The organism is Streptomyces sp. NPDC089424, assembly GCF_044749345.1.
Lineage (GTDB): Bacteria > Actinomycetota > Actinomycetes > Streptomycetales > Streptomycetaceae > Streptomyces.
The window spans coordinates 392,870-415,167 of sequence record NZ_JBIVHU010000003.1; the positions used below are offsets into that span (position 1 = coordinate 392,870).

A 22,298-nucleotide genomic window follows, 5' to 3' on the forward strand; every position below is an offset into this window, starting at 1 on the left:
GGGGGGTTTTCTACGGGGGGTCGCGGGGCGTCTTGTGGGTTATTATGGTCCACACCAGGGGGTGGGGGTGGCGGGCGGGGGGGGGGGGGGGGCCCCCGCCCCCCCCCCCCGCTTCTTGCTGTCAATAAAGGTTGACACGTACGCCACTGTCAACCTAAGTTGACATCATGACCGATGCCACGGAACTCGCCAAGCGGGCAGGTGATCGCGATCCACGGGTGGGACTGCGTGCCGTCGCCGCGCTGCGCAGGCTGCTGGAGCAGTTGGAGGCCGTCCAGGTGCGCAGTGCGCGCCGACAGGGCTGGTCCTGGCAGGAGATCGCCGCGGAACTCGGTGTGAGCAGGCAGGCCGTGCACAAGAAGTACGGGAGGCGATGATGTTCGAGCGGTTCACGAAGGACGCCCGCGCCGTGGTGAAGGGCGCGGTCGAGCACAGCGAGGAGGTGGGGGCGCGCACCGTCGAGGCCGAGCACCTGCTGCTCGCCCTGCTCGATCGCGGTGCCGGCCGGGGCTCGTTCGCGCTGTCCGCGCTCGGGCTGGACCGCCGCCGGGACTCCGTGCGGCGGGCGCTGGAGGCGGCGCGGCGGCGCGCGGGACTCTCGCAGGCCGACACCGACGCGCTGGCCGGACTGGGGATCGACGTCACGGAGATCGTCTCCCGGGTGGAGGAGGCGCACGGGGTGGGTGCGATGTCCGGCGACCCGGGGGACGGGCCCGGGGAGCGGGAGAAGGGGCGCCGGGGCGGGCACCGCCCGTTCGGCCGGGAGGCCAAGCACGTGCTGGAGAAGTCCCTGCGTATCGCCCTAGCCCGCCGCGAGCGCACCATCGGCGACGAGCACATCCTCCTCGCCCTGACCGCCCGTCCCGGCGTGCCCGCCGAGGTGCTCGCCGACCACGGCGTCACCTACGCGTCGGTGACACGGGTGATCGGCGAGGGGGGAGCGGCGAAGGCGGGCTGAGCGGCCGGTGCGGCCCGGCCGGTCCGATTCCGGGCCGTGCTGTCAGTGGTGGGTCCTACGGTGGGCGGTGTCGACGTCGATTCCCGGACGTCCCGGTCGTCTCGTTGCCAAGGAGCTTCCATGACAGTGTCCGAGCCGGTGCCGATCGCCTTCGTGCGGACGGGCGACGTCGTCCGAGAACCGGTGACGAAGGTCGGCGGGCAGCCGGTGTGGCTGGCGGAACCGCAGTGGCCGTTGTCGCGCTCGACCGGCGAACCGATGGAGTTCCTCGGGCAGTTCGCCCTGGACGACGGGCGTCTGGCCTACCTCTTCATGACGGACGACGAGGACGACTTCATCGACGGCACCTACGAGCCGGAGGCGGGGGAGAACGCGCTAGTGATCCAGCCCGAGGGCCGGATCCCCGGCTTCGTGAGGATCGACGGGCGGGCCGTCGGTCCGAGCGCGGGCACCGATCATCTGCCGCATCCCTCTCCGGACGACGCGGGCGGCTGCGCGGGTGCGAGCGACGAGGGCGACGAGGGCGCCGAGATCGCCGAGATCACCGAGATCGCCGAGATCGCCGAGGACGACGTGAAGGGGGACGACGACAGCCGTCCCCTGCAGTTCCTCGGCGGACCCGGCATCGAGCCCCACTGGCTCCAGGGTGAGGAACTGCCCGGCGAGGGCTGGCGGCTCGTCGTCCAACTGGACTCCTGCGACCTCCCCTTCGACGTCAACTTCGGCGACGCCGGCGTCGGATACGCCTTCCTCTCGCCGGACGGCAGGGAGGGCCGCTTCCTCTGGCAGTGCTGCTGACGGCGGTGCTGCTGGCGGTCACCCCGTACGGGGGCCCTACGCCTTCGGCGTCCGCAGCAACGCCCCGATGTGTGCCGCCGCCGTCGACAGATGGCGCCGGGCGTCCCGGAGCTGGTCCTGTGTCACTCCGTGGTCGCGGGCCGCGTCACGGATGTCGTCGCGGAAGCGGTCGAGGAGGCGGTCCAGGTCGCGGGCCGGGTCGCCGCTCGGGGAGTCCTCGTGGGCCCAGCCCGGTTCGTGGGCGGCGGGGAAGTCCTCCGGCGTCGTCGAGTACTCCGGGGTGGGCCTGGCCGCTCCGCCGCGCCCGAAGCCGAGGTCCTTGCCGAACTCCTTGCCGAAGTCCATCCCGAACTCACCGAACTCCTTGGCGAGTTCCGTCAGACCCTCACGCAACCCCGTGGGCCAGTCGCCCCGCGCGAAGTGGTCCTGCACCTGCTTCTGCACCTTCTGGGCGATGCGCTGCATCTCCTCCTGGGCCTGCTCATGGGCGCGCTCCTGCGCCTCCTTGGCCTGGCGCCGCGCCCGCTGGGCCTCGTCGCGGGCCCGGCGGCTCTCGTCCTTGGCGCGCCTGGCCTGTTCCTTCCACTCCTGCTTGACCCGCCGCATCTCCTCCTTCGCGGCGCGCCAGGCCTCCTTGTCGGTGTGGTCGGCGAAGTCCCCGGTGTCGCCGTTGACCGTGCCGGTCCTGCGGGCCTCGGTCGCCGCGGCCCGCATCTCGCGCCGCAGGTCGCCCGCCGCGCCCCGCACGTCGGCACGGATCTCGGCGGCGAGTTCCGCCACCGACTCGCGGATCTCCAGCTCCAGGTCGGCCAGTTCACCGCTGCGGTCGGCCAGCTCGGCGCGTCCGGCGTCCGTGATGGCGTACACCTTGCGGCCGCCCTCGGTGGTGTGGGTGACCAGGCCCTCGGCCTCCAGCTTGGCCAGGCGCGGGTAGACGGTGCCCGCCGACGGCGCGTAGAGCCCCTGGAAGCGCTCCTCCAGGAGGCGGATCACCTCGTAGCCGTGCCGCGGGGCCTCGTCCAGCAGCTTCAGCAGGTAGAGGCGGAGACGGCCGTGAGCGAAGACGGGGGGCATGTCAGAGCACCTTCTTGTCGGTCGTGCCATCGGCCGGGGCGCTGGACGCGGTGGTGTCCTCGCCCGGACCGGAATCCGAATTGTCCCCCGAGGTCGTGTGCTGTCCGTCCGCCGGGGCGGGCCACGGTCCGTCGTCCTCCACGGACGGGCGGCGCAGCAGCGCGATCGAGCCGGAGACGGTCGTGGCCTTCAGCCGGCCGCTGCCCGCGCCGAGACGCCCGGTGATGCGCTTGGCGCCCCACTGACCGGTGACCCGGAGGTCCTCGAAGGCGTTGGAGACGGCCCCGCTCGCGGTGTTGGCCTCGACCTCCGCGTCCGCCGGATGCGGCAGCCGGATCGCGATCTCGCCCGAGATGCTGGTCAGGGTGATCTCGCTCGGGCCACCCGTCGGGTCGAGGTCGACGATCATCGAGCCGCTCACCGAGTCCGCCTTGACGGAGGAGCCCGCGCCCTCGACCACCGTCAGGTCGCCGGAGATCGAGTTGAAGCGCAGATCGCCCCTGAGCGCCTGGGCCTCGACGCTCCCGGAGACGGTGTCCGCGCGGACCGGTCCCGCGAGCCCGACGAGCGTGGTGTCCCCGGAGACGCCCTTGACCTCGGCGCGTCCGTCGATCCCGGAGACCACGGCGGCGGCGCTGACGGCACCGACCTCCACGCGTGTGCCCGCCGGAACGGCCAGGGAGACCTCGGCGCTGCGACGCCAGCCCTTGCGGTCGAGCCATTTGAGGAAGCCCTTCCAGGGCAGGTCCTCGTAGGCCACCGTGAGCGTGGCGCCCTGCTGGGTGACGATCAGGGGCGGCCCCTCGATCCGGCCGATCTCCAGGCGGGCGGAACCCTCGTCGGTGCCCACCACGTTCACCGTTCCCCCCACGATGCGTACGTGGAGCTCGCTCACGGGCTCGTCGAAGGTGAGCTTCCTCGGCTCGGCGACGGACCATTCGGGCATGGTGCTGACCTCCTCGACCTGCCTGACCGCACGCGGGACGGGACGGACAGACTCGACACGCCATATCGCGTCTTACGTGATTCACGATATATCGTGGCTGTCGGAAGTCAAGACACTCTTTCCGGTGACCCCTTGCCGCCTCACACCCCGCGAAGTGGGGCAAATCGCCACAGCGGTTACTGTCTGCGGGCATGCCGGAGGAAGGCCTCAGGCCGGAACACCCCCGCCCGGAGAGCGCGGAGAGCCCGGAGAGCGCATGCTCCGTCCCCGGGCCCCGACCTCAGGCCCTGGACCACCTCACAGGACCTGGCACCGCCCCCGACCGCCCCGACAAGCCCCCCGACCGCCCCCGCGTCCCGGACCCCGGACCCCGGCTCGTCTACTCGTCGTCCTCGTCGTCCAGTCGCGCCAGCCAGGTGGCCAGGCGCTCCACCGGCACCTCGAAGTCCGGGTTCAGGTCGACGAACGTACGCAGCTGCTCGGCGAGCCACTCGAAGGTGACCTCCTCCTCGCCGCGCCGCTTCTCCAGTTCCTCGATGCCTCGGTCGGTGAAGTACATGCCTTCAGAATATGCGCCACTTGGCGAGTTAACGGCCTCCCCTGTGCGCGGTACGGAAGGCTGGGGCCGGCGCACTCCCTGGGTGCGCCGGACGGCCGGGACGCAAGCTCGACGGGGGAACGCCATGAGTCACATCCAGGACATCGAACTGCCCGACGGCACGGTGGTGGCCGCCCGGATCGGTAGCGCGGACGCCTACGGCGACCAGGAGGACGTCGGATTCACGCAGACCGCGCTGGCCAAGGTCGAACAGCTCCAGGAGCTGATCACCGCGGTGGGCGGCACGGTGCTCGACGCCGCCCGCGCCGCCGGACCCACGGAGGCCGCCATCACCTTCGGCGTGGAGCTCACCGCCAAGGAGGGCCTCGCCGTCGCCGTCCTCGCCCGCGGCGAGGCCAAGGCCTCGCTCCAGGTCACCCTCACCTGGCAGCTCGACCGCGGGACCGCCCAGGACCCGGGGCCCGCCGGCGCATGACCCAGCCCAACGAACGTCTGCACGCCCTGGCCCAGGCCGCCACCGTGCACCTCCTGCCGGCCACCGACGACGACCGGCCCCTGTGGGGCAGCGGCTTCTTCGTGGCCCCCGGCTGGGTGCTGACCGCGGCCCACGTGCTGCGCCGGCATCTGAGGCCGGACCCAGAACTGACCTTCCGGGTGCGGGGTGAGGGCGTCGACGCCGAGGCGCGGCTCGCCGAGTGGCTGCTCACCGACCCCGACCGGCCCGTCGTACCCCTGGACGAGGATCTGGCGCTGGTGCGCCTGCTGGGGGAGGCCGACGAGCAGCCCCACGAGTGCGTGTGGCTCGCCGACCGGGCCGTACGGCACTCCGGTCCCGTCAAGGTGTACGGCTACCACCCCGAGCCGCCGCACACCCGTGCCCGTGCCGTGGACGCCGACGTCAACGGCCACGAGGACGGGTACGGCCTGATCATCAAGCCCGACATCGACTTCCCGGCCGGCGTCTCCGGCGGCCCGCTGCTCGACCCGGCCACCGGGGCCGTCGTGGGCCTGGTCAAGTCCCGGCGCAGGGAGCAGGACGGCGGCAAGGCGGTCTCCATCGCCGCGCTGCGGAGGTTCGGCGAGACCTACCGCACCGTCATCGCCGCCCACGACCGGTGGCACGGCACGGAACCCGTCTCCGAGAGCGGCGACAACTGGATCGACCAGCAGTCCGGTCCCGGCGCCGACGGCGGTGCCGGATGGACGCCGGCGGACCGCCGGGAGGCGCTGAACCTGCTCGCCGCGCTGCCCGCGCCGCCCGACGCGCCGACCGTCGAGGCGCTCGCGACGAGGGCCCGCAGCGGCACCAGGTGGCCGGGACCGCCGCCCGACCTGCGCACCTGGCGCGACGGGCACGGGCTCCTCTACGAGGGCGCGCACCCGCTCGACCCGCTCGCGTTCCTGCGCTACCTGAGGTTCGTCGACGCCTACGTGCGGGCCCGGGGCGAACCGAGCGCCCTGCTCGGCGCCTGGATCGAGCGGCGGCTGCGCCGGGACCCGCGCCGCGAGATGCACGCCTTCGTGCGCGACGCGCGACTTCCGGACGACCTGTCCGCCGCCCCGGCCGAGCGGTCCGACCGCGTCGTGATCCCCTACCCCGGCCCCGGCGAGGGCACCACCGTCGCCGTCCTCCTCGACCCGGTGATCGGCTCGGAGCCCACCCGCTTCTTCTGGCAGGTCTGGCTCGACGACGGGGACGGCGAGGGCGAGCCGGAGCTGTACGCGACCGACGACTCCGTGCACGGCCGTCTCCCCGGGGAGCTGGTCCAGGCGCTGCGCAGGCCGCTGGGCGACCTGCTGCGGGCCAAGGACCGGCACGACCGCCCGGTGCCCCTTGAAGTGGCCCTGCCCGCCGAGCACTTCGACACCGCGGTGCACCGCTGGCGGTTCGACGACATCGCCCACCTCGACGACGCCGGACACCTCGGCGCACGCCGCCGGGTGGTACTGCGCTCCCTCGCGCGCCGGGGAGATCCGGACAAACTGTGGGCCGACCGCTGGCAGGGCATGACCGCCCAGCAGCGCTTCGCCTGCTGGCGCACCCCGCAGCGCGGGGTGGTGACCACGGGCCGCGGCTACCGGGAGGCGGCCTTCGACCGCATCCCCGTGATGTGCCGCCCGGCCGGCCGCGGACCGGGACGGGCCGCGCTCAAGCTCGCCCTGGAGAACGGGCACGGCGTCGCCCTGTGGCACGTCGAAGGGCATGCCACCCGCACCTGCGCGGAGGACTGCGACACCCTCCACGCCAAGGCACAGGAACTGCTCGGCTCCCTCGGCTCGCTGGCCGAGCTCCCCGACCGGCTGCGGCACCTGCGGCAGGACATCAGCGAGCGCCGCGCCGACCACACCTGGGCCGAACCGCTCGCCCTGCTCTACGACGACCCGGGGCGGCCGCTGCCCGCGGAGGAGACCGAAACCCTGGACGCGCCCCTGTGAGCACCCCGCCCGCCCGGCGGTGCCGCGGACGGACCCTCGCGGCGGGGCGGCCGAGGCGGCCGAAAAGATCGGTGCGAGAGGTCGGATCTGGGTACATTCCGATGGGCCCGTCGTGGGTGCGCGACGCCCCCGTCAGCCAGGACGTGGACCACCACCGACCGTCGACGAGGAGCGCAGCATGAGCGAGTGGTTCGTCTACCAGGGCGACGGGCGCCCGGATCCGGCCAGGATCGACCGGTTGCCCGACCCGCCGCCGTGGCGGGCCTTCGACGCCCCGGTCGTCCCGTACGACGTGCCGGACCTCGACTCCGCCACCCACCGCAGGCTCGGCGCCGACACCGCGCCGCTGCCGATCCAGGACCCCCTCACCCTCGAACTGGTCAACGCCGCCCTCTACCTGAGGCGCCCGCTGCTGGTCACCGGTGAGCCCGGCGTCGGCAAGTCGACGCTCGCGCACTCCGTCGCCCACGAACTCGGGCTGGGCCGGGTCCTGGAGTGGCCCGTCGTGAGCCGCAGCGAGCTGCGGGACGGCCTCTACACCTACGACGCCATCGGACGGCTCCACGACGCCCAGCTCAGGCGGGCCGGCGAGGACCTCGCATCGCGCGTGCGCCGGCGACGGCCGCACGGACCGGAGTCCGAGGACATCGGCCGGTACATCAAGCTCGGCCCGCTCGGCACCGCGCTGCTCGCCGCCCGGCGGCCCCGCGTGCTGCTCGTCGACGAGCTCGACAAGAGCGACATCGACCTGCCGAACGACCTGCTGAACGTGCTGGAGGAAGGCAGGTTCCCGATCCCCGAACTGGAGCGGATCGCCGACCGTACGCCGGTGGTGCAGGTGCTCACCGACGACGGCCGCAAGGTCGAGGTCACCGAGGGCCAGGTGCGGTGCCGGGCGTTCCCCTTCGTGGTCATGACCAGCAACCGCGAGCGCGAGTTCCCGGCCCCGCTGCTGCGCCGCTGCATCCCGCTGGACCTCAAGGCGCCCCGCGACGAACGGCTCGCCGCGCTGGTCCAGGCGCACTTCGGCCAGGACGCCCACGAGGCCCACCACGACATCGTCGACCACTTCACGGAGGCAGAGGCGGACGGGGCGCTGCGCCCCACCGACCAGCTGCTCAACGCCATCTTCCTGGCACAGCACGCCGCCCGGGACGCGGCGCGGCGCGAGGAGATCGCGGAGCTGCTGATGCAGCCCCTGGACCGCGGGCCCCGGTAGCCGATGTCCCCACGGGCCCCGGGAGTCCCCGCCGGCATCGCGAGCGACGCGCTCGCGGCGCTGGTGGCACGCCTGCGCGACGCGGGCCTCACCCCCGACGTCGAGGAGCTCGCGGACGCCCTGTGGCTGGCCCGCCACCTGCCCGGCCCCGACCGGCCGCGGGACGCCGCCGCCACCGGCCCCCACGCGGCCGCGCCCGCACCGGTGGACGGCGTCGAACCGGTGTCCGTGCGGGTGCGCCCGGACGGTCCGGTCACCGCCGACGGCCAGGAGCCCGACGGGGCGCGGCTGTTCACGCCCGCACCCGGAACCGACGCCACCGGCATCCGCACGGCCCCCGTCAGCGCGCCGGCGGCGCCGGTCCTGCCGGAACCGCTCGCCCTGCAACGAGGGTTACGCCCGCTCCAGCGCTACCGCGCCCCCGTGCGCCCCGTACCGCGCACCCTCGACGAGCGGGCCACCGCCGAACGGGCCGCCGAGTCCGGGATCGTGCTGCCCGTGCTGCGCACCGAGCGGAGCCGCGAGGCACGGCTGCTGCTCCTGATGGACGTCTCCACCTCCACGGTGGTCTGGCAGCAGGTGCTCGACGAACTGCGCCAGGTCTGTGAACGGGCCGGCGCCTTCCGCGAGGTCCGGGTGCAGTACCTGCACGAGGCCCCCGGAGGTCTGCCCGGCTACGCCGCAACCCCCGAACGCGTCCGCCCGCTGCACGCCCCCGAGCAGCTCAGCGACCCGACCGGACGGCGCCTGACCCTCGTCCTCAGCGACTGCGCGGGCCCCATGTGGCGCAGCGGCCGGATGCAGCGGCTGCTCCACCGCTGGGCCTCGACCGCGCCCGTGGCCGTGGTCCAGCCGCTGCCGCAGCGGATGTGGATGCGCACCCATCTCCCCGCCCGGCGCGGCCTGCTGCGCCGTCACGAAGGGCCGGCCGGAACCCTGGAGTTCCGGCCGGACAAGGGGCGCGTCGAGCGGGGCGCGCTGCCGATCCCGGTGCTGGCCCTGCGCCGGGGCTCGCTGGAGGGCTGGGCCCGGCTGGTGTCGGGCACCACGGGGCACTCGCTTTCCTCGGCGGCCGGCTGGGTGCACGCCGGGCACGCCGAGTCGCGCGCGCCGGTGCGGGCCGCCGAGGACGCCGGCGGCGCCGACCGGGTGCGGAGGTTCTGGCGCGCCGCCTCCCCGGAGGCCCGCCGCCTCGCCGTGTACCTGTCGGCGGTGCCGCTGTACCTGCCCGTCATGCAGCTCGTCCAGCACGCCATGCTCCCGGGCAGCGGCCCCGAGGCGCTGTCCGAGGTGCTGCTCGGCGGGCTGCTCGGACGCCGCGAGGACGCGGACGACCCGCGCGCCGTGCGCTACGACTTCCTGCCGGGGGTGGCGAGCGAGCTGCGGTCCCGGCTGACCCTGGAGGAGGCCCAGCTCCTGTTCAAGCACTGCTCCGAGTACGTGGACCGGAGGTTCGGGCGCAGTGCCCGCAACTTCCCGGCGCTGGCCGGGGCGTTCCTGCGGGGCGCGGTGGACCCGCACGTACCCGGTCCGCCCGTCGGCCCGGTGGAGGACGAACCGGCCGGACTGCGCGCCTTCGCCGAGGTCTCGGCCGACGTGCTGCGGGACCTCGGCGCCCGTATCCCGGCGGTGCCGGGGCGGCCCGAGCTCTCCGCCGGAGAACTCCTCGGCAAGGGCAAGGAGGCCATGGCCCGGTTCGAGGGGGAGGGCCTGACCCGCGCCCTGGATGCCGCCGTGCGGTACCTGCAGCAGGCGCTGGAGGTCTCGGCGCCGGACCCGGAGCGGCTGTCCGCCGCCGAGGAGCTGGCCAACGCCCTGCTGGTGCGCTGGCGGGTGCGGCGGGTCGGGGACGATCTGCGCGACGCCTGGGAGGTGATCCGCGACCCCGACCGGTTCGGGGCCTCCGGAAGCCTCACGCGCGGACTGGTCTGCTGGGCACTCGCCCGTGAACTGAGCGGCAGCGCCGTCGACTTCGAGGGTGTGCCCGCCGCGCTGCGGGTCTGGGCGCGCGGGGCGGCGGACGGCCGGTACCGGGCCGAGGAGTTCGCCCGCGCCGTGCTGCTGTACGTGGCCGACCGCGACCTCTCCCTGGCGATGCGGGGCGCGGGATCCTGCCCCGCGGGACTCAACGGCCCGCGGACCGCCGCGGCGGCGCTGCCCCATGTGCGCCGGGCCGTCGCGGAGGCGGGCGTGGACCACCCCGGGGCCGACGGGCCCTACCGGGCGCGGGACCCCGAGCAGTGGTACCTGACGCACCTGCACCGTGCCGTCGACGCCGCCGACGTACGGCTGGCTTTCCCGAGCCGGGAGCGCGCGCAGATCGTACGGGGGCAGCTGCTGCTCGACCTGGCGCGGCAGTACGCGGGGGACGGGCGGGTGCCCACGGCCCGGCCGCTGCCCGAGCGGGCCGCCGAACTGTCCCTGCGCGCCATGGACGACTTCCAGGGCGCGGCACGCGGCAAGCGCGTCCTGTCGGACGAGGAGCGCTGCCGGACCTGGCTGGCGGTGGCGTCGGCCACCGAGCTCGCCCGGCCCGCCGGCGAGAGCCGGGAGCGGCAGACGCTGTACGCCGTGGACCAGGCGCTGCGGGCGGCCGGCGAGGACCTGGCGCTGCGGCGCGAGTGCTACGCGCGGTCGGCGCGGCTCTACCGGGCCGCCTACCGGCGGACCCTCGACCCCGCCCGGCTGGACCACGCCGTCGAGGCGTGGGCGCAGGCCGAACGGCTGCTGGACGCCGACGACCCGGACCGGAGCGATCTGCTGTTCGAGTACGGCACGGCGCTGATGGACCGGGGCAGAGCGAGGAAGTCCGCCGACGACGCCGCCCGGGCCGTCTCCGTACTGCGCACCGCCCTCCAGGACACCCCGCCCGGCCACTCGGGCCTCGCCGGCCGCTGGTCCGGCCTGGGGCAGGCCCACTACCGGCGCTACGACATCAAGCGGGTGCTGTCCGACCTGTACGAGGCCGAGTGGACGATCGGCGAGGCCGTGCGCAGCTCCGAGGAGCCCGCGTTCCTCGCGGACCACTGGCGGCTGCGCGCCTCGATACTGGCGCTCCTGCACCACCGCACGGACACCCTCACGCATCTGCACCGGGCGATCGAGGCGTACGGACGCGCCGCCGAGCACGCCGAGGAGGCGGGCCTGGACGACGTACTGGCCGAGGCCCGACGGCAGCGCTCCCGGCTCGCCCAGCGGCTCGGAGGCAGCCTTCGTGCCGCGGGACCCGAGGCGCCCGGGCGGTGACCGCAAAGGGCCCGGCCCCGAGTTCTGGGAACTCGGGGCCGGGCCCTCGCGCCGATCGGTGCTCAGCGGCTCACGCCTCGAACACCTCGCGCACCAACTGCTCCTGCTCCGCCTGGTGCCGCTTCGCGGAACCGACCGCGGGCGACGAGCCGTGCGGCCGCGAGATGCGGCGCAGGCGCTCGCCGTGCGGGACGTCCGCGCCGACCGCTAGGTCCAGGTGGTCGATCAGGTTGAGCGCGATGAACGGCCAGGCACCCTGGTTCGCCGGCTCCTCCTGGGCCCACAGGTACTTCTCGGCGTTCGGGTACTTCTTGATCTCCGCCTGGAGCTCGGCACCCGGCAGCGGGTAGAGCCGCTCGATGCGGATGATCGCCGTGTCCGTGACGCCGCGCTTGACCCGTTCGCCCTCCAGGTCGTAGTAGACCTTGCCCGCGCAGAAGACGACCTTCTTCACCGCGGCCGGGTCCACCGACTCGTCGCCGATGACCGGGCGGAAGCCGCCCGTGGTGAACTCCTCCGCCTTCGACGCGGCCGCCTTCAGGCGCAGCATCGACTTCGGCGTGAAGACGACCAGCGGCTTGTGGTGCGGGTTGTGCACCTGCCACCGCAGGAGGTGGAAGTAGTTCGACGGGGACGTGGGCATCGCCACGGTCATGTTGTTCTGGGCGCACAGCTGGAGGAAGCGCTCCGGGCGGGCGGACGAGTGGTCCGGGCCCTGGCCCTCGTAGCCGTGCGGGAGGAGCAGCGTCACACCGCTGGTCTGGCCCCACTTCTGCTCCGCCGACGAGATGAACTCGTCCACGACCGTCTGCGCACCGTTGACGAAGTCACCGAACTGGGCCTCCCACAGCACGAGTGCGTCGGGGCGGGCCAGCGAGTAGCCGTACTCGAAGCCCATCGCCGCGTACTCGGACAGCAGGGAGTTGTAGACGTTCAGGCGTGCCTGGTCCTCCGACAGGTACTGCAGCGGCGTGTACTCCTCGCCGGTGCTGCGGTCGATGATGACCGCGTGCCGCTGGCCGAAGGTGCCGCGCTGGGAGTCCTGGCCCGCGAGGCGGACCGGGACGCCCTCCAGGAGCAGCGAACCGAAGGCGAGGGTCTCGCCCATGCCCCAGTCGATCGTGCCGTCCTCGACCATCGACGCCCGGCGCTGCAGCTGCGGCAGCAGTCGCGGGTGGACGGTGATGTGGTCGGGGATGTTGACCTGGGACTCGGCGATCCGCTTGACGATCTCCGAGGTGACGGAGGTGTTCACGGCGACCGGGAACTCCGGCTGCGCGTCCGGGGTCTGGACCGTCGCCGGCTGCGAGGTTGCCTCACGGACTTCGGTGAAGACCTTCTCCAGCTGGCCCTGGTAGTCCTGGAGGGCCTGCTCGGCCTCTTCCAGGGTGATGTCGCCCCGGCCGATCAGGGACTCGGTGTAGAGCTTGCGCACCGAGCGCTTCTTGTCGATCAGGTCGTACATCAGCGGCTGGGTGAAGGCCGGGTTGTCCGACTCGTTGTGACCGCGGCGGCGGTAGCAGATGAGGTCGATCACCACGTCCTTGTTGAACGCCTGGCGGAACTCGAAGGCGAGCCGCGCGACGCGGACCACGGCCTCCGGGTCGTCGCCGTTCACGTGGAAGATCGGGGCCTCGATCATGCGGGCCACGTCGGTGGCGTACATCGAGGAGCGCGAGGACTCGGGCGCCGCGGTGAAGCCGACCTGGTTGTTGATGACCACGTGGACCGTGCCGCCGGTGCGGTAGCCGCGCAGCTGCGACATGTTCAGGGTCTCGGCCACCACGCCCTGGCCCGCGAAGGCCGCGTCGCCGTGGATCGCGACCGGCAGGACCGTGAAGTCCGTGCCGCCCTTGTTGATGATGTCCTGCTTGGCGCGGGCGATGCCCTCCAGGACCGGGTCGACCGCCTCCAGGTGCGAGGGGTTCGCGGCCAGCGAGACCGTGATCTGCTCACCGTCCAGGCCCGTGAAGGTGCCCTGGGCGCCCAAGTGGTACTTCACGTCGCCGGAGCCGTGCATGGACTTCGGGTCGAGGTTGCCCTCGAACTCACGGAAGATCTGCGCGTACGACTTGCCGACGATGTTGGCCAGCACGTTCAGCCGGCCGCGGTGGGCCATGCCGATGACGACCTCGTCCAGGCGGGACTCGGCCGCGCTGTCGATGACCGCGTCCAGCAGCGGGATGACCGACTCGCCGCCCTCCAGGGAGAAGCGCTTCTGGCCGACGTACTTCGTCTGCAGGAACGTCTCGAAGGCCTCGGCCGCGTTCAGGCGGCGCAGGATGCGCAGCTGCTCCTCGCGCTCCGGCTTGGTGTGCGGGCGCTCGATGCGGTCCTGGATCCACTTGCGCTGCTTGGGGTCCTGGATGTGCATGAACTCGATGCCGGTGGTGCGGCAGTACGAGTCGCGCAGCACGCCGAGGATGTCGCGCAGCTTCATCAGGGACTTGCCCGAGAAGCCGCCGACCGCGAACTCGCGCTCCAGGTCCCACAGGGTGAGGCCGTGCTCGGTGATGTCCAGGTCGGGGTGCTTGCGCTGGCGGTACTCCAGCGGGTCGGTGTCGGCCATGACGTGGCCACGGACCCGGTAGGAGTGGATCAGCTCGAAGACGCGCGCGGCCTTGGTGACGTCGTCGTCGTGGCTGGCGTCGATGTCCTTGAGCCAGCGGACCGGCTCGTAGGGGATGCGCAGCGCCTCGAAGATGTCGTCGTAGAAGCCGTTCTCGCCGAGCAGCAGGTTGGCGACCTGGCGCAGGAACTCGCCGGAGGCGGCGCCCTGGATCACCCGGTGGTCGTAGGTCGACGTGAGCGTCATGACCTTCGAGATGCCGAGCTTGTTCAGGGTGTCCTGGGACGTGCCCTGGAACTCCGCCGGGTAGTCCATGGAGCCGACGCCCATGATCACCGACTGGCCGGGCATCAGGCGCGGGACCGAGTGGACGGTGCCGAGGCCACCGGGGTTGGTCAGGGAGACCGTCACGCCGGTGAAGTCGTCCATCGTGAGCTTGCCGTCGCGGGCGCGGCGGACGATGTCCTCGTAGGCCTGCCAGAACTCGAAGAAGTTCAGCGTCTCGGCCTTCTTGATCGCCGCGACGACCAGCTGGCGGTCGCCGTTCGGCTTGACCAGGTCGATGGCGAGGCCGAGGTTGACGTGCGCCGGCTTGACGAGGGTCGGCTTGCCGTCCTTCTCGCCGAACGAGTGGTTCATCGCCGGCATGGCCTTGATGGCCTGCACCATCGCGTAGCCGATCAGGTGCGTGAAGGAGATCTTCCCGCCCCGGGCGCGCTTGAGGTGGTTGTTGATGACGATGCGGTTGTCGAAGAGCAGCTTCACCGGGACCGCGCGGACCGAGGTGGCCGTCGGCAGCTCCAGCGAGGCGTTCATGTTCTTCGCGACGGCGGCGGCCGGGCCGCGCAGCGTGACCAGCTCGGGGCCCTCCGGGGCCGCGGCGGCCGGCTCGGCGGCCTTGGCCTTCGGCTGCTGCGGCTTGGCGGCGGCCGGGACGGGAGCCGCGGCCGGGGCGGGAGCCGGGGCCTTGGGCTGCGCGGGAGCCTGGGCCGGCGCGGGAGCGGCGGCGGCGGGCTTCGGTGCCGCGGGGGCCGCGGGCGCGGCCGGGGCCGCCGCGGCGGGCGCCTGAGCCGTCTGAGCCGTGGTGGTCTCCGCGGCCGCGGGGGCCGCCTGCGCCGGGGTGGTCGCAGCCGCCCCCGGCTTGTAGTCGGCGAAGAAGTCCCACCAGGCACGGTCTACCGAATTCGGGTCCTGGAGGTACTGCTGATAGATCTCGTCGACGAGCCACTCGTTCGGACCGAACGCGGCAGCGGGGTTCTTGCCCGCTTGGTCTGCGTCGGTCGAGATGCTCGATGCGTTACTGGGGGACTGTGGCGACACGGCGGCAACCGCCCTCTTCCGCTTCACAAGGTGATGGACAGCGGGAATCAAGGCTACGCCTCCATGACCGGGAAGGTCAGGCCAGGTCGGTTCAACGTCGCGCAAGTCACATCGAAGGGCGTGTTTCGGGGGTTGAAATGGCGGGAAACAAGCGTGGTTCCGTTGCGAAAGGGGTGCGACGACCTGGGCCCGGCACCCCTGGGGCACGGGCCTCTGCCTGATCACTCTGCCTGATCACACGTGTCTCCCTGAGCGGGCGCCCGTGGATCTTGTGGCTCCGCTTCGAACTTTACGTCAACTTGGCAGAGAAGGCGCGCCCGGAAGGGTGATCAGAATCCGGCAACCCCGCTCGGATTCGGCCACTCCGATCCTGCCGCCGTGCAGATCCACCGCCCAGCGGGCGATCGCGAGGCCCAGGCCGGTGCCGCCGTCGCTGCCGGGGCCGTGCGGCCGGCTGACCGTTCCCCGGTTGAAGCGCTCGAAGACCCGGTGCCACTCGGAGCGCGGGATGCCCGGACCCTCGTCGAGGACCTCCAGCTCCAGCGACTCCGGCAGCGTGCCGCGCCGCGCCCGCACCGTCACCCGGCCGTGCGGCGGACTGTGCTTGACCGCGTTGTCGATCAGGTTGACCACGACCTGGTGGATCCGCTCCGGGTCGGCGTGCGCGGTCAGCTCCGGCGGGGACACGTCGAGGTGCAGATGGACGTCCGTACGGGTGTGGCTGCCCGAGCCGGAGGCCATGGCCGCGCGCGCGGAGGCGACCATGTTGGCCTCCTTCAGCACCCCGGACAGATACGGCCACACCTCGAAGCGCCGCTGCTTGAGCGGTACGACGCCGTTGTCCAGCCGGGACAGGTCGAGCAGCGTCTCGACGAGCCGCCCGAGCCGCTCGGTCTGCTTCAGGGCGGTGCGCATGGTCTCGGGGTCGGCCTGGGTGACGCCGTCCACGATGTTCTCCAGCACGGCGCGCAGCCCCGCGATCGGGGTCCGCAGCTCGTGGGAGACGTTGGCCACCAGCTCCTTGCGCTGGCGGTCCTCGGCCTCCAGGTCGTCGGCCATGCGGTTGATGGTGCCGGCCAGGTCGCCCAGCTCGTCCCAGCGGTTCTCGCGCACCCGGCGGGTGTAGTCGCCGTGCGAGATCGAGCGGGCGACGGCGTTCATCTCGTCCAGCGGCGAGGTCAGCGAATGCGCCACGAACTGCGTTATCAGCAGGGTGGCGATCATCGAGAACACCGTGATGAAGCGCAGCTCCGTCTCGGTGCGCAGGGCGATCATCATCAGACCGGTGGTGATCAGCACCGAGATGACGACCAGGGCGCCCAGTTTTGTCTTGATCGAGAACGGGCGTACGCCGCCCCAGGGCTCCCCGGGGCTCCTCCGTGCGGCCGGCCGCCCCTCGCTCATGGCGTCGGGGTCTCCAGCGCGTAGCCCACGCCGTGCACCGTGCGGATCCGCTCGGCGCCGATCTTCCGGCGCAGCGCCTTGATGTGGCTGTCGACGGTCCGGGTGCCGGAGGCGTCCGCCCAGTCCCACACCTCGGCCAGCAGCTGCTCACGGGAGAGCACCGCGCGGGGGGTGTTCGCCAGGCAGACGAGCAGGTCGAACTCGGTGGGCGTGAGGTGGACGTCCTCGCTGCGCACCCGCACCCGGCGCTGCGCGTGGTCGATCTCCAGCTCGCCGAGGCGCAGGATGCCGCTGCGCGGCGTGGCGGCCGCGACCGCGGCCCGCTCCACCCGGCGCAGCAGCACGTGCACCCGCGCGGCCAGCTCGCGCATCGAGAAGGGCTTCGTCATGTAGTCGTCGGCGCCGACGCCGAGACCCACCAGCATGTCGGTCTCGTCGTCGCGCGCGGTGAGCATCAGTACCGGCACCGGCCGCTGGGCCTGCACACGTCGGCAGACCTCCAGACCGTCGAAGCCCGGCAGCATGATGTCGAGGATCAGCAGATCGGGCTGCCAGGCCTCGGCCGTGTCGACGGCGGCCGGACCGTCGCCGGCGGTCTGCACGAGGAATCCCTCGGCGCGCAGGCGGGCCGCGATGGCGTCGACGATCGTCGGGTCGTCCTCGACCACCAGCACCCGGCGCTGTGCGCCCGGCGTGGCCGCCGCCGTGCCGTTCTGGGAGGTGTGTGTCTGCTCCATCGCCCGCCCCTGAAGTGTGCTTTCCGGAATCCGTGGGGTGATCCCATGACTGCGATTGACGCTTGAATGATCGGCGTCAGGCAAGCAGAGTACGGGGAGTCACCGCAGCTCGGCTATTCCGGTCGGACGCCGAGGTGCACTACGTCGGGAACGCCCCGGGCAACCGGGATCTCTTCGGTACGCACATGCCGGAAACCGGCATTCCGCAAGGTTCCTTCAAATTCCGGGGAGGGTTTCGCCGACCATACGGCGAGTACTCCGCCGGATCCCAACACCCGTGCGCAGCCTGCGAGTCCGGCCGTGGAGTAGAGCCCCGAGTTGGCTTCCGTGACGGTCCAGTCGGGTCCGTTGTCGATGTCCAGGCACAGTGCGTCGAACGTGTCGGAAGTCTCATTGACGTAGGCGATCAGATCCGCTTCGACGATCCGGGTGCGGGGATCGGTCAGCGCTTTGCCCGAAACGGTGGAAAGAGGTCCCGTGCGGTGCCAGTCAATGACCGCGCGCTCCCGCTCGACCACCGTGATGCGGCCCCAGCGCGGGTTGCCTGCGGCATGTGCGAGCGAGAATCCGACGCCGAGCCCGCCGATCAGCACCCGCGGGCCGGGGCGGTGGTCGAGGGCGTCGAGCGCCGCGTCGACCAGCAGCCGTTCCGAGCGGCCGTCGGACGTGTCCATCAGGAAGCAGCCGTTGGCGATGATCTGGAGCAGCGCCCCGTGGCGCCGCAGTACGACCTCGCCGTACGGGCCCTCACGACGGTCCAGGACTTCGGGGATGTCGTAGCTGGTGGGCATCGGCCCATCCTGGCACTTCTCTGACGGGTTGTTGACGGAACGGCGGAGACCTCGTGAACGGGGGGAGGCCCGCGAGGAGCCGCGGACCTCGATCGCTCACAGCGAACGCGTCCGGGGGAACAATGCGCCCCGGCCAAGCATTGAGTCGGCATAGCTCAACTTGACTGCCGAAGGGGAGATCATGGCTTCGACGTCCACACCGCTCACTCTGCCCGTGCTGCCGCTCGACGGCGAGGTCGTCCTGCCCGGCATGGTGGTCCCGCTGGACCTGAGCGACGCAGATGTCCGGGCGGCGGTGGAGGCCGCTCAGGCGGCTGCCCGTGCCACGCCCGGAAAGCCCAAGGTACTGCTGGTGCCGCGCAACGACGGCAGCTACGCGAGCACGGGCGTGCTCGGCACCGTCGAGCAGGTCGGCCGGCTCGCCGACGGTGACCCGGGCGCCCTGATCAGGGGCCGCAGCCGGGTGCGGATCGGGGCCGGGACGACCGGGCCGGGAGCGGCCCTGTGGGTCGAGGGGACCGCCCTCGACGAGAACGTGCCGGACCCGTTGCCCGGACATGTGACGGAACTGGTCAAGGAGTACAAGGCCCTGGCCTCCGCCTGGCTGAAGAAGCGGGGTGCCTGGCAGGTCGTCGACCGGGTGCAGGCCATCGACGACGTGTCCGCCCTGGCCGACAACTCCGGCTACTCGCCCTTCCTGAGCCTCGACCAGAAGATCGAGCTGCTGGAGACCGCCGACCCGGTCGCGCGCCTCAAGCTCGCCACCCAGCAGCTGCGCGACCACATCGCGGAGCAGGACGTCGCCGAGACGATCGCCAAGGACGTCCAGGAGGGCGTCGACAAGCAGCAGCGGGAGTTCCTGCTGCGGCGTCAGCTGGAGGCCGTGCGCAAGGAACTGCGCGAGCTGAACGGCGAGCAGGACGGCGAGGAGTCCGACGACTACCGGGCCCGTGTCGAGGCCGCAGACCTGCCCGAGAAGGTGCGCGAGGCCGCGCTCAAGGAGGTCGACAAGCTGGAGCGGTCCTCCGACCAGTCGCCCGAGGGCTCCTGGATCCGCACCTGGCTGGACACCGTGCTCGAACTGCCGTGGAGCGAGCGGACCGAGGACGCGTACGACATCCAGGGCGCCAAGGCCGTGCTCGACGCCGAGCACGCGGGCCTGGAGGACGTGAAGGAGCGGATCACCGAGTACCTGGCGGTGCGCAAGCGGCGTACCGAGCGCGGACTCGGGGTCGTCGGCGGGCGGCGCGGCGGTGCCGTGCTGGCGCTGGTCGGGCCGCCCGGCGTCGGCAAGACCAGCCTCGGCGAGTCCGTGGCCCACGCCATGGGACGGAAGTTCGTGCGGGTCGCCCTCGGCGGTGTGCGCGACGAGGCCGAGATCCGCGGTCACCGACGCACCTACGTCGGCGCGCTGCCCGGCCGGATCGTCCGCGCCGTCAAGGAGGCCGGGTCGATGAACCCGGTCGTGCTGCTCGACGAGATCGACAAGGTGGGCTCCGACTTCCGGGGCGACCCGGCCGCGGCCCTGCTGGAGGTCCTGGACCCCGCGCAGAACCACACCTTCCGCGACCACTACCTGGAGGTCGAGCTCGACCTGTCCGACGTCGTCTTCCTGGCCACCGCGAACGTGCTGGAGGCCATCCCGGAGGCCCTGCTCGACCGGATGGAGCTGGTCCGTCTCGACGGCTACACCGAGGACGAGAAGGTCGTCATCGCCCGCGACCACCTGGTGCCGCGCCAGCTGGAGCGCGCCGGGCTGGAGAAGGACGAGGTGACCCTCGACGAGAGCGCGCTGCGCAAGCTGGCCGGCGAGTACACCCGCGAGGCGGGCGTGCGCAACCTGGAGCGGTCCGTAGCGAGGCTGCTGCGCAAGGTGGCGGCCCAGCACGAACTGGGCGAGCGGAAGCTGCCGTTCATCGTCACCGACGCGCACCTGCGTGACCTGATCGGCCGGCCGCACCACGTCCCCGAGTCCGCCCAGGACCCGGCGGAGCGGCGCACGGCGGTGCCGGGTGTCGCGACCGGTCTCGCGGTCACGGGCGCCGGCGGTGACGTGCTGTTCGTCGAGGCGTCGCTTGCCGACCCCGAGACGGGCGCCGCGGGTCTGACGCTGACCGGTCAGCTGGGTGACGTGATGAAGGAGAGCGCGCAGATCGCCCTGTCCTTCCTGCGCAGCCACGGCGCCGAGCTGGAGCTGCCGGTCGCCGACCTCAAGGACCGGGGCGTGCACATCCACTTCCCGGCGGGCGCGGTGCCGAAGGACGGCCCGAGCGCGGGCATCACCATGACGACCGCGCTGGCCTCGCTGCTCTCCGGGCGTCTGGTCCGTACGGACGTGGCGATGACCGGCGAGGTCTCGCTGACCGGGCGGGTGCTGCCGATCGGCGGCGTGAAGCAGAAGCTGCTCGCCGCGCACCGGGCGGGGGTCACCACCGTGATCATCCCCAAGCGCAACGAGCCGGACCTGGACGACGTCCCGGCGGAGGTGCTGGACAAGCTCGACGTCCACGCCGTCACCGATGTCCGCCAGGTCCTGGAGCTGGCGCTGTCGCCGGCCACGAGCGAGGCGGCGCCGGAGGTTCCGGTCGCGGCGTGACGGACGCGACCGGTCGGGCGAGGCCCGGGTCCCGAAAGGGGCCCGGGCCCTCGTCGTACGAGGGGGCCGGCGGGTGTACGCCCGGTGACCGTCGCGGGACCCGGGGGCTGCCGTCCGGCTGCGCCTGCGAAATACTGACGGAGCTGCGGTGATGACCGTCGGCGGCGGCAGGTTTCGCGACCAGGAAAACGGATCAGGGTGCTGACGTGCACGAGGGTGGAAACGACGGCAGACGGCACGGCGAGGCGCAGGCCGTGCGAAGTGGTGTGGACCACGAGTTCCTGGAGCTGGAGCGCGAACTGACGGTGTTCCTGCGGCGGGCCCGCGCGAACCAGGGCGAGATGGCCCGCGAGGTCCATCCCGACCTGGAGTCGGCGGCGTACGGGCTGCTGGTGCGGCTGGACGAGTGCGGCCGGCAGCGGGCCACCGACCTCGCCGCCTACATCGGGGTCGGCAAGGCCACCATGTCGCGTCAGCTGCGCGCCCTGGAGAACCTGGGCCTGGTGGCCCGCGAACCCGACCCGGCGGACGGCCGCGCCTGGCTGGTGCACCTCACCGAGGAGGGGCGCACCCGGGTGCAACGTGTCCGCGAGGCCCGCCGCGCCCGCTACGTCAGCAAACTCGACCACTGGGACCGCCAGGAGGTCGCCGAACTCGCCCGCCTCCTCCACCAGCTGAACTCCGGCATGGAGAAGTAGGGGACACGGTGTCCCGCCGAGCCGGGGGCGGGGGAGGGCGTCAGAGTTCCGCGTATAGCACTGTCGCGTCGTCGTGGGTCTTGCTGCGGCCCAGGTGCGTGCGCTCCTCGCGGTCCGCGGTCTCCAGTGCCCGTACCCGGTCGACCAGGGCCTGGGCGCCCTGCTTGCGGACGAAGGTGAACAGGTCCGTCCAGTCGCCCTCCCGGAAGGTCTCCGTCCATCGGCTCGCGCCGTCCGTGAGCGCGGCCAGCGCCCGGACCCGGTCGCGCGGCAGCACCCCGGTGACCGCCCGCGCCGCGACCGAGGGGTCCGCGGCGGCGGTGAAGAAGCCGCCCTCCTTGTTGCGGACGGTCGCGTCGATCAGCGCGTCGGTGGCCAGGGTCGCCCGGGGCAGCCGGGCCAGGCGGTCGTCGAGGTACGCGGTGACCAGGCCGTCGGGGGACTCCACGAGGAGAGCGGAGTCGGAGAGGACCAGGTACTCGACGGTCTCCCGCGACCAGCGGGCGAGGACCACGGTTGCCTGCGGGGTTCGCGGGTGAGAAAGGTCACAGGTCTCCCGGTGTGCCTCGGCGGTACGCGCGATGGCGCGGGCCAGGGCCTCGGACAGCGGAACATCCGGGAGTGAAACGGTCAGTTCGGTCAGGGCCCCGCCCAGGCGCGCGGTGAACCAGTGAACGGAATGAAGACAGCCGGTCCCGTCCCGTGGCGGAGTCACTCCGTCCAGCACCACGAGCGAACCGCCCTGTCCGCAGGCGGGTAGGCCGATACCGGCGAAGTCCTCGTTGGGGCGGGCCGGGTCACCCGGCAGGGAGAGAAGTTCCGTGCGCATCCGGCCAGTCTGCACGAGCCCTTCACAGCCTCCGCCGAAGGGGGGCAAGGATCGCCGAATCCCCGCACCGCCGCAGGTCAGCCGCCGGATTTGGGTTGGAATGGCGGACTCGGGGAAC

The 22,298-nt window shown here is 72.4% G+C and carries 17 protein-coding genes; 9 read left to right on the plus strand and 8 right to left on the minus strand.

Translation table 11 applies throughout. The features are described 5' to 3' along the window. The first annotated feature begins 167 nt into the window (after positions 1-167). The 3 genes from ACIP2X_RS16775 to ACIP2X_RS16785 all read left to right on the plus strand — a co-directional run bounded on the left by ACIP2X_RS16775 (position 168) and on the right by ACIP2X_RS16785 (position 1,756). Entirely contained in the window at positions 168-377 is a 210-nt protein-coding gene (locus ACIP2X_RS16775) for a helix-turn-helix domain-containing protein (RefSeq protein WP_401673209.1), read from the plus strand. Beyond that, positions 377-958 carry a Clp protease N-terminal domain-containing protein gene (locus ACIP2X_RS16780; protein WP_401674479.1) on the plus strand — a complete coding sequence of 194 codons (582 nt, stop codon included), beginning with the start codon at positions 377-379 and terminating at the stop codon, positions 956-958. The genes ACIP2X_RS16775 and ACIP2X_RS16780 overlap by 1 nt, the downstream gene beginning before the upstream one ends. 120 nt (positions 959-1,078) lie before the next feature. Further along, positions 1,079-1,756: a hypothetical protein gene (locus ACIP2X_RS16785; protein WP_401673212.1), complete on the plus strand. Its 678-nt coding sequence runs from the start codon at positions 1,079-1,081 to the stop codon at positions 1,754-1,756. Between the two features lie 36 nt (positions 1,757-1,792). Here ACIP2X_RS16785 and ACIP2X_RS16790 read toward each other — a convergent pair whose 3' ends face one another. The 3 genes from ACIP2X_RS16790 to ACIP2X_RS16800 form a co-directional block, all read right to left on the minus strand. After that, on the minus strand, positions 1,793-2,830 hold the full coding sequence (locus ACIP2X_RS16790; RefSeq protein ID WP_401673214.1) for a helix-turn-helix transcriptional regulator: 1,038 nt from the start codon (positions 2,828-2,830) through the stop codon (positions 1,793-1,795). 1 nt (position 2,831) lies between these two features. Next, complete coding sequence (locus ACIP2X_RS16795; protein WP_401673216.1) at positions 2,832-3,776, minus strand: DUF4097 family beta strand repeat-containing protein; 945 nt, start codon at positions 3,774-3,776, stop codon at positions 2,832-2,834. A 379-nt stretch (positions 3,777-4,155) separates the two neighbouring features. Continuing rightward, positions 4,156-4,335, minus strand: coding sequence for a DUF6104 family protein (locus ACIP2X_RS16800; RefSeq protein ID WP_003992906.1), 180 nt, complete (start codon positions 4,333-4,335; stop codon positions 4,156-4,158). Positions 4,336-4,459: 124 nt separating this feature from the next. Between ACIP2X_RS16800 and ACIP2X_RS16805 the strand changes: the two genes are divergently transcribed. From ACIP2X_RS16805 to ACIP2X_RS16820, 4 genes are all read left to right on the plus strand, one after another. After that, positions 4,460-4,810 (plus strand): CU044_2847 family protein, encoded by a 351-nt coding sequence (locus tag ACIP2X_RS16805; RefSeq protein ID WP_401673219.1) that lies wholly within the window; start codon positions 4,460-4,462, stop codon positions 4,808-4,810. Next, a complete protein-coding gene (locus ACIP2X_RS16810) occupies positions 4,807-6,771 on the plus strand; it encodes a trypsin-like peptidase domain-containing protein (protein ID WP_401673221.1) in 1,965 nt (654 codons plus the stop codon). The genes ACIP2X_RS16805 and ACIP2X_RS16810 overlap by 4 nt, the downstream gene beginning before the upstream one ends. A gap of 178 nt (positions 6,772-6,949) precedes the next feature. Beyond that, entirely contained in the window at positions 6,950-7,990 is a 1,041-nt protein-coding gene (locus ACIP2X_RS16815; RefSeq protein WP_401673224.1) for an AAA family ATPase, read from the plus strand. A gap of 3 nt (positions 7,991-7,993) precedes the next feature. Beyond that, a complete protein-coding gene (locus ACIP2X_RS16820) occupies positions 7,994-11,236 on the plus strand; it encodes an SAV_2336 N-terminal domain-related protein (RefSeq protein WP_401673226.1) in 3,243 nt (1,080 codons plus the stop codon). Between the two features lie 70 nt (positions 11,237-11,306). Here ACIP2X_RS16820 and ACIP2X_RS16825 read toward each other — a convergent pair whose 3' ends face one another. The 4 genes from ACIP2X_RS16825 to ACIP2X_RS16840 all read right to left on the minus strand — a co-directional run bounded on the left by ACIP2X_RS16825 (position 11,307) and on the right by ACIP2X_RS16840 (position 18,057). Then, the gene (locus ACIP2X_RS16825) at positions 11,307-15,125 is read right to left on the minus strand and encodes a multifunctional oxoglutarate decarboxylase/oxoglutarate dehydrogenase thiamine pyrophosphate-binding subunit/dihydrolipoyllysine-residue succinyltransferase subunit (RefSeq protein WP_401673228.1); all 3,819 of its coding nucleotides are present in this window, start codon (positions 15,123-15,125) and stop codon (positions 11,307-11,309) included. Between the two features lie 294 nt (positions 15,126-15,419). Then, complete coding sequence (locus ACIP2X_RS16830; RefSeq protein ID WP_401673230.1) at positions 15,420-16,529, minus strand: ATP-binding protein; 1,110 nt, start codon at positions 16,527-16,529, stop codon at positions 15,420-15,422. Next, positions 16,526-17,266 carry a response regulator transcription factor gene (locus ACIP2X_RS16835; RefSeq protein ID WP_401673233.1) on the minus strand — a complete coding sequence of 247 codons (741 nt, stop codon included), beginning with the start codon at positions 17,264-17,266 and terminating at the stop codon, positions 16,526-16,528. Before ACIP2X_RS16835 ends, ACIP2X_RS16830 begins: the two co-directional genes overlap by 4 nt. 113 nt (positions 17,267-17,379) lie before the next feature. Beyond that, positions 17,380-18,057, minus strand: coding sequence for a spermidine synthase (locus ACIP2X_RS16840; RefSeq protein WP_401673236.1), 678 nt, complete (start codon positions 18,055-18,057; stop codon positions 17,380-17,382). Between the two features lie 181 nt (positions 18,058-18,238). Here ACIP2X_RS16840 and lon point away from each other — a divergent pair, with 181 nt between their 5' ends. Continuing rightward, complete coding sequence (gene lon, locus ACIP2X_RS16845; RefSeq protein ID WP_401673238.1) at positions 18,239-20,653, plus strand: endopeptidase La; 2,415 nt, start codon at positions 18,239-18,241, stop codon at positions 20,651-20,653. A gap of 206 nt (positions 20,654-20,859) precedes the next feature. Beyond that, positions 20,860-21,351 (plus strand): MarR family winged helix-turn-helix transcriptional regulator, encoded by a 492-nt coding sequence (locus ACIP2X_RS16850; protein ID WP_401673240.1) that lies wholly within the window; start codon positions 20,860-20,862, stop codon positions 21,349-21,351. A 40-nt stretch (positions 21,352-21,391) separates the two neighbouring features. Here the strand turns inward: ACIP2X_RS16850 and ACIP2X_RS16855 are convergent, their stop codons facing one another. Then, positions 21,392-22,180, minus strand: coding sequence for a protein phosphatase 2C domain-containing protein (locus ACIP2X_RS16855; RefSeq protein WP_401673242.1), 789 nt, complete (start codon positions 22,178-22,180; stop codon positions 21,392-21,394). Positions 22,181-22,298: the final 118 nt, after the last annotated feature.

What these genes read in the sequence shown, in the direction of transcription:
- ACIP2X_RS16780 (WP_401674479.1), top strand. Translation starts at nt 377, where the DNA reads ATGTTCGAGCGGTTCACGAAGGACGCCCGCGCCGTGGTGAAGGGCGCG.
- ACIP2X_RS16840 (WP_401673236.1), bottom strand. Translation starts at nt 18,057, where the DNA reads ATGCCCACCAGCTACGACATCCCCGAAGTCCTGGACCGTCGTGAGGGC.
- ACIP2X_RS16805 (WP_401673219.1), top strand. Translation starts at nt 4,460, where the DNA reads ATGAGTCACATCCAGGACATCGAACTGCCCGACGGCACGGTGGTGGCC.
- ACIP2X_RS16810 (WP_401673221.1), top strand. Translation starts at nt 4,807, where the DNA reads ATGACCCAGCCCAACGAACGTCTGCACGCCCTGGCCCAGGCCGCCACC.
- ACIP2X_RS16775 (WP_401673209.1), top strand. Translation starts at nt 168, where the DNA reads ATGACCGATGCCACGGAACTCGCCAAGCGGGCAGGTGATCGCGATCCA.
- ACIP2X_RS16800 (WP_003992906.1), bottom strand. Translation starts at nt 4,335, where the DNA reads ATGTACTTCACCGACCGAGGCATCGAGGAACTGGAGAAGCGGCGCGGC.
- ACIP2X_RS16835 (WP_401673233.1), bottom strand. Translation starts at nt 17,266, where the DNA reads ATGGAGCAGACACACACCTCCCAGAACGGCACGGCGGCGGCCACGCCG.
- ACIP2X_RS16790 (WP_401673214.1), bottom strand. Translation starts at nt 2,830, where the DNA reads ATGCCCCCCGTCTTCGCTCACGGCCGTCTCCGCCTCTACCTGCTGAAG.
- ACIP2X_RS16820 (WP_401673226.1), top strand. Translation starts at nt 7,994, where the DNA reads ATGTCCCCACGGGCCCCGGGAGTCCCCGCCGGCATCGCGAGCGACGCG.
- ACIP2X_RS16785 (WP_401673212.1), top strand. Translation starts at nt 1,079, where the DNA reads ATGACAGTGTCCGAGCCGGTGCCGATCGCCTTCGTGCGGACGGGCGAC.
- ACIP2X_RS16815 (WP_401673224.1), top strand. Translation starts at nt 6,950, where the DNA reads ATGAGCGAGTGGTTCGTCTACCAGGGCGACGGGCGCCCGGATCCGGCC.
- ACIP2X_RS16795 (WP_401673216.1), bottom strand. Translation starts at nt 3,776, where the DNA reads ATGCCCGAATGGTCCGTCGCCGAGCCGAGGAAGCTCACCTTCGACGAG.
- ACIP2X_RS16855 (WP_401673242.1), bottom strand. Translation starts at nt 22,180, where the DNA reads ATGCGCACGGAACTTCTCTCCCTGCCGGGTGACCCGGCCCGCCCCAAC.
- lon (WP_401673238.1), top strand. Translation starts at nt 18,239, where the DNA reads ATGGCTTCGACGTCCACACCGCTCACTCTGCCCGTGCTGCCGCTCGAC.
- ACIP2X_RS16830 (WP_401673230.1), bottom strand. Translation starts at nt 16,529, where the DNA reads ATGAGCGAGGGGCGGCCGGCCGCACGGAGGAGCCCCGGGGAGCCCTGG.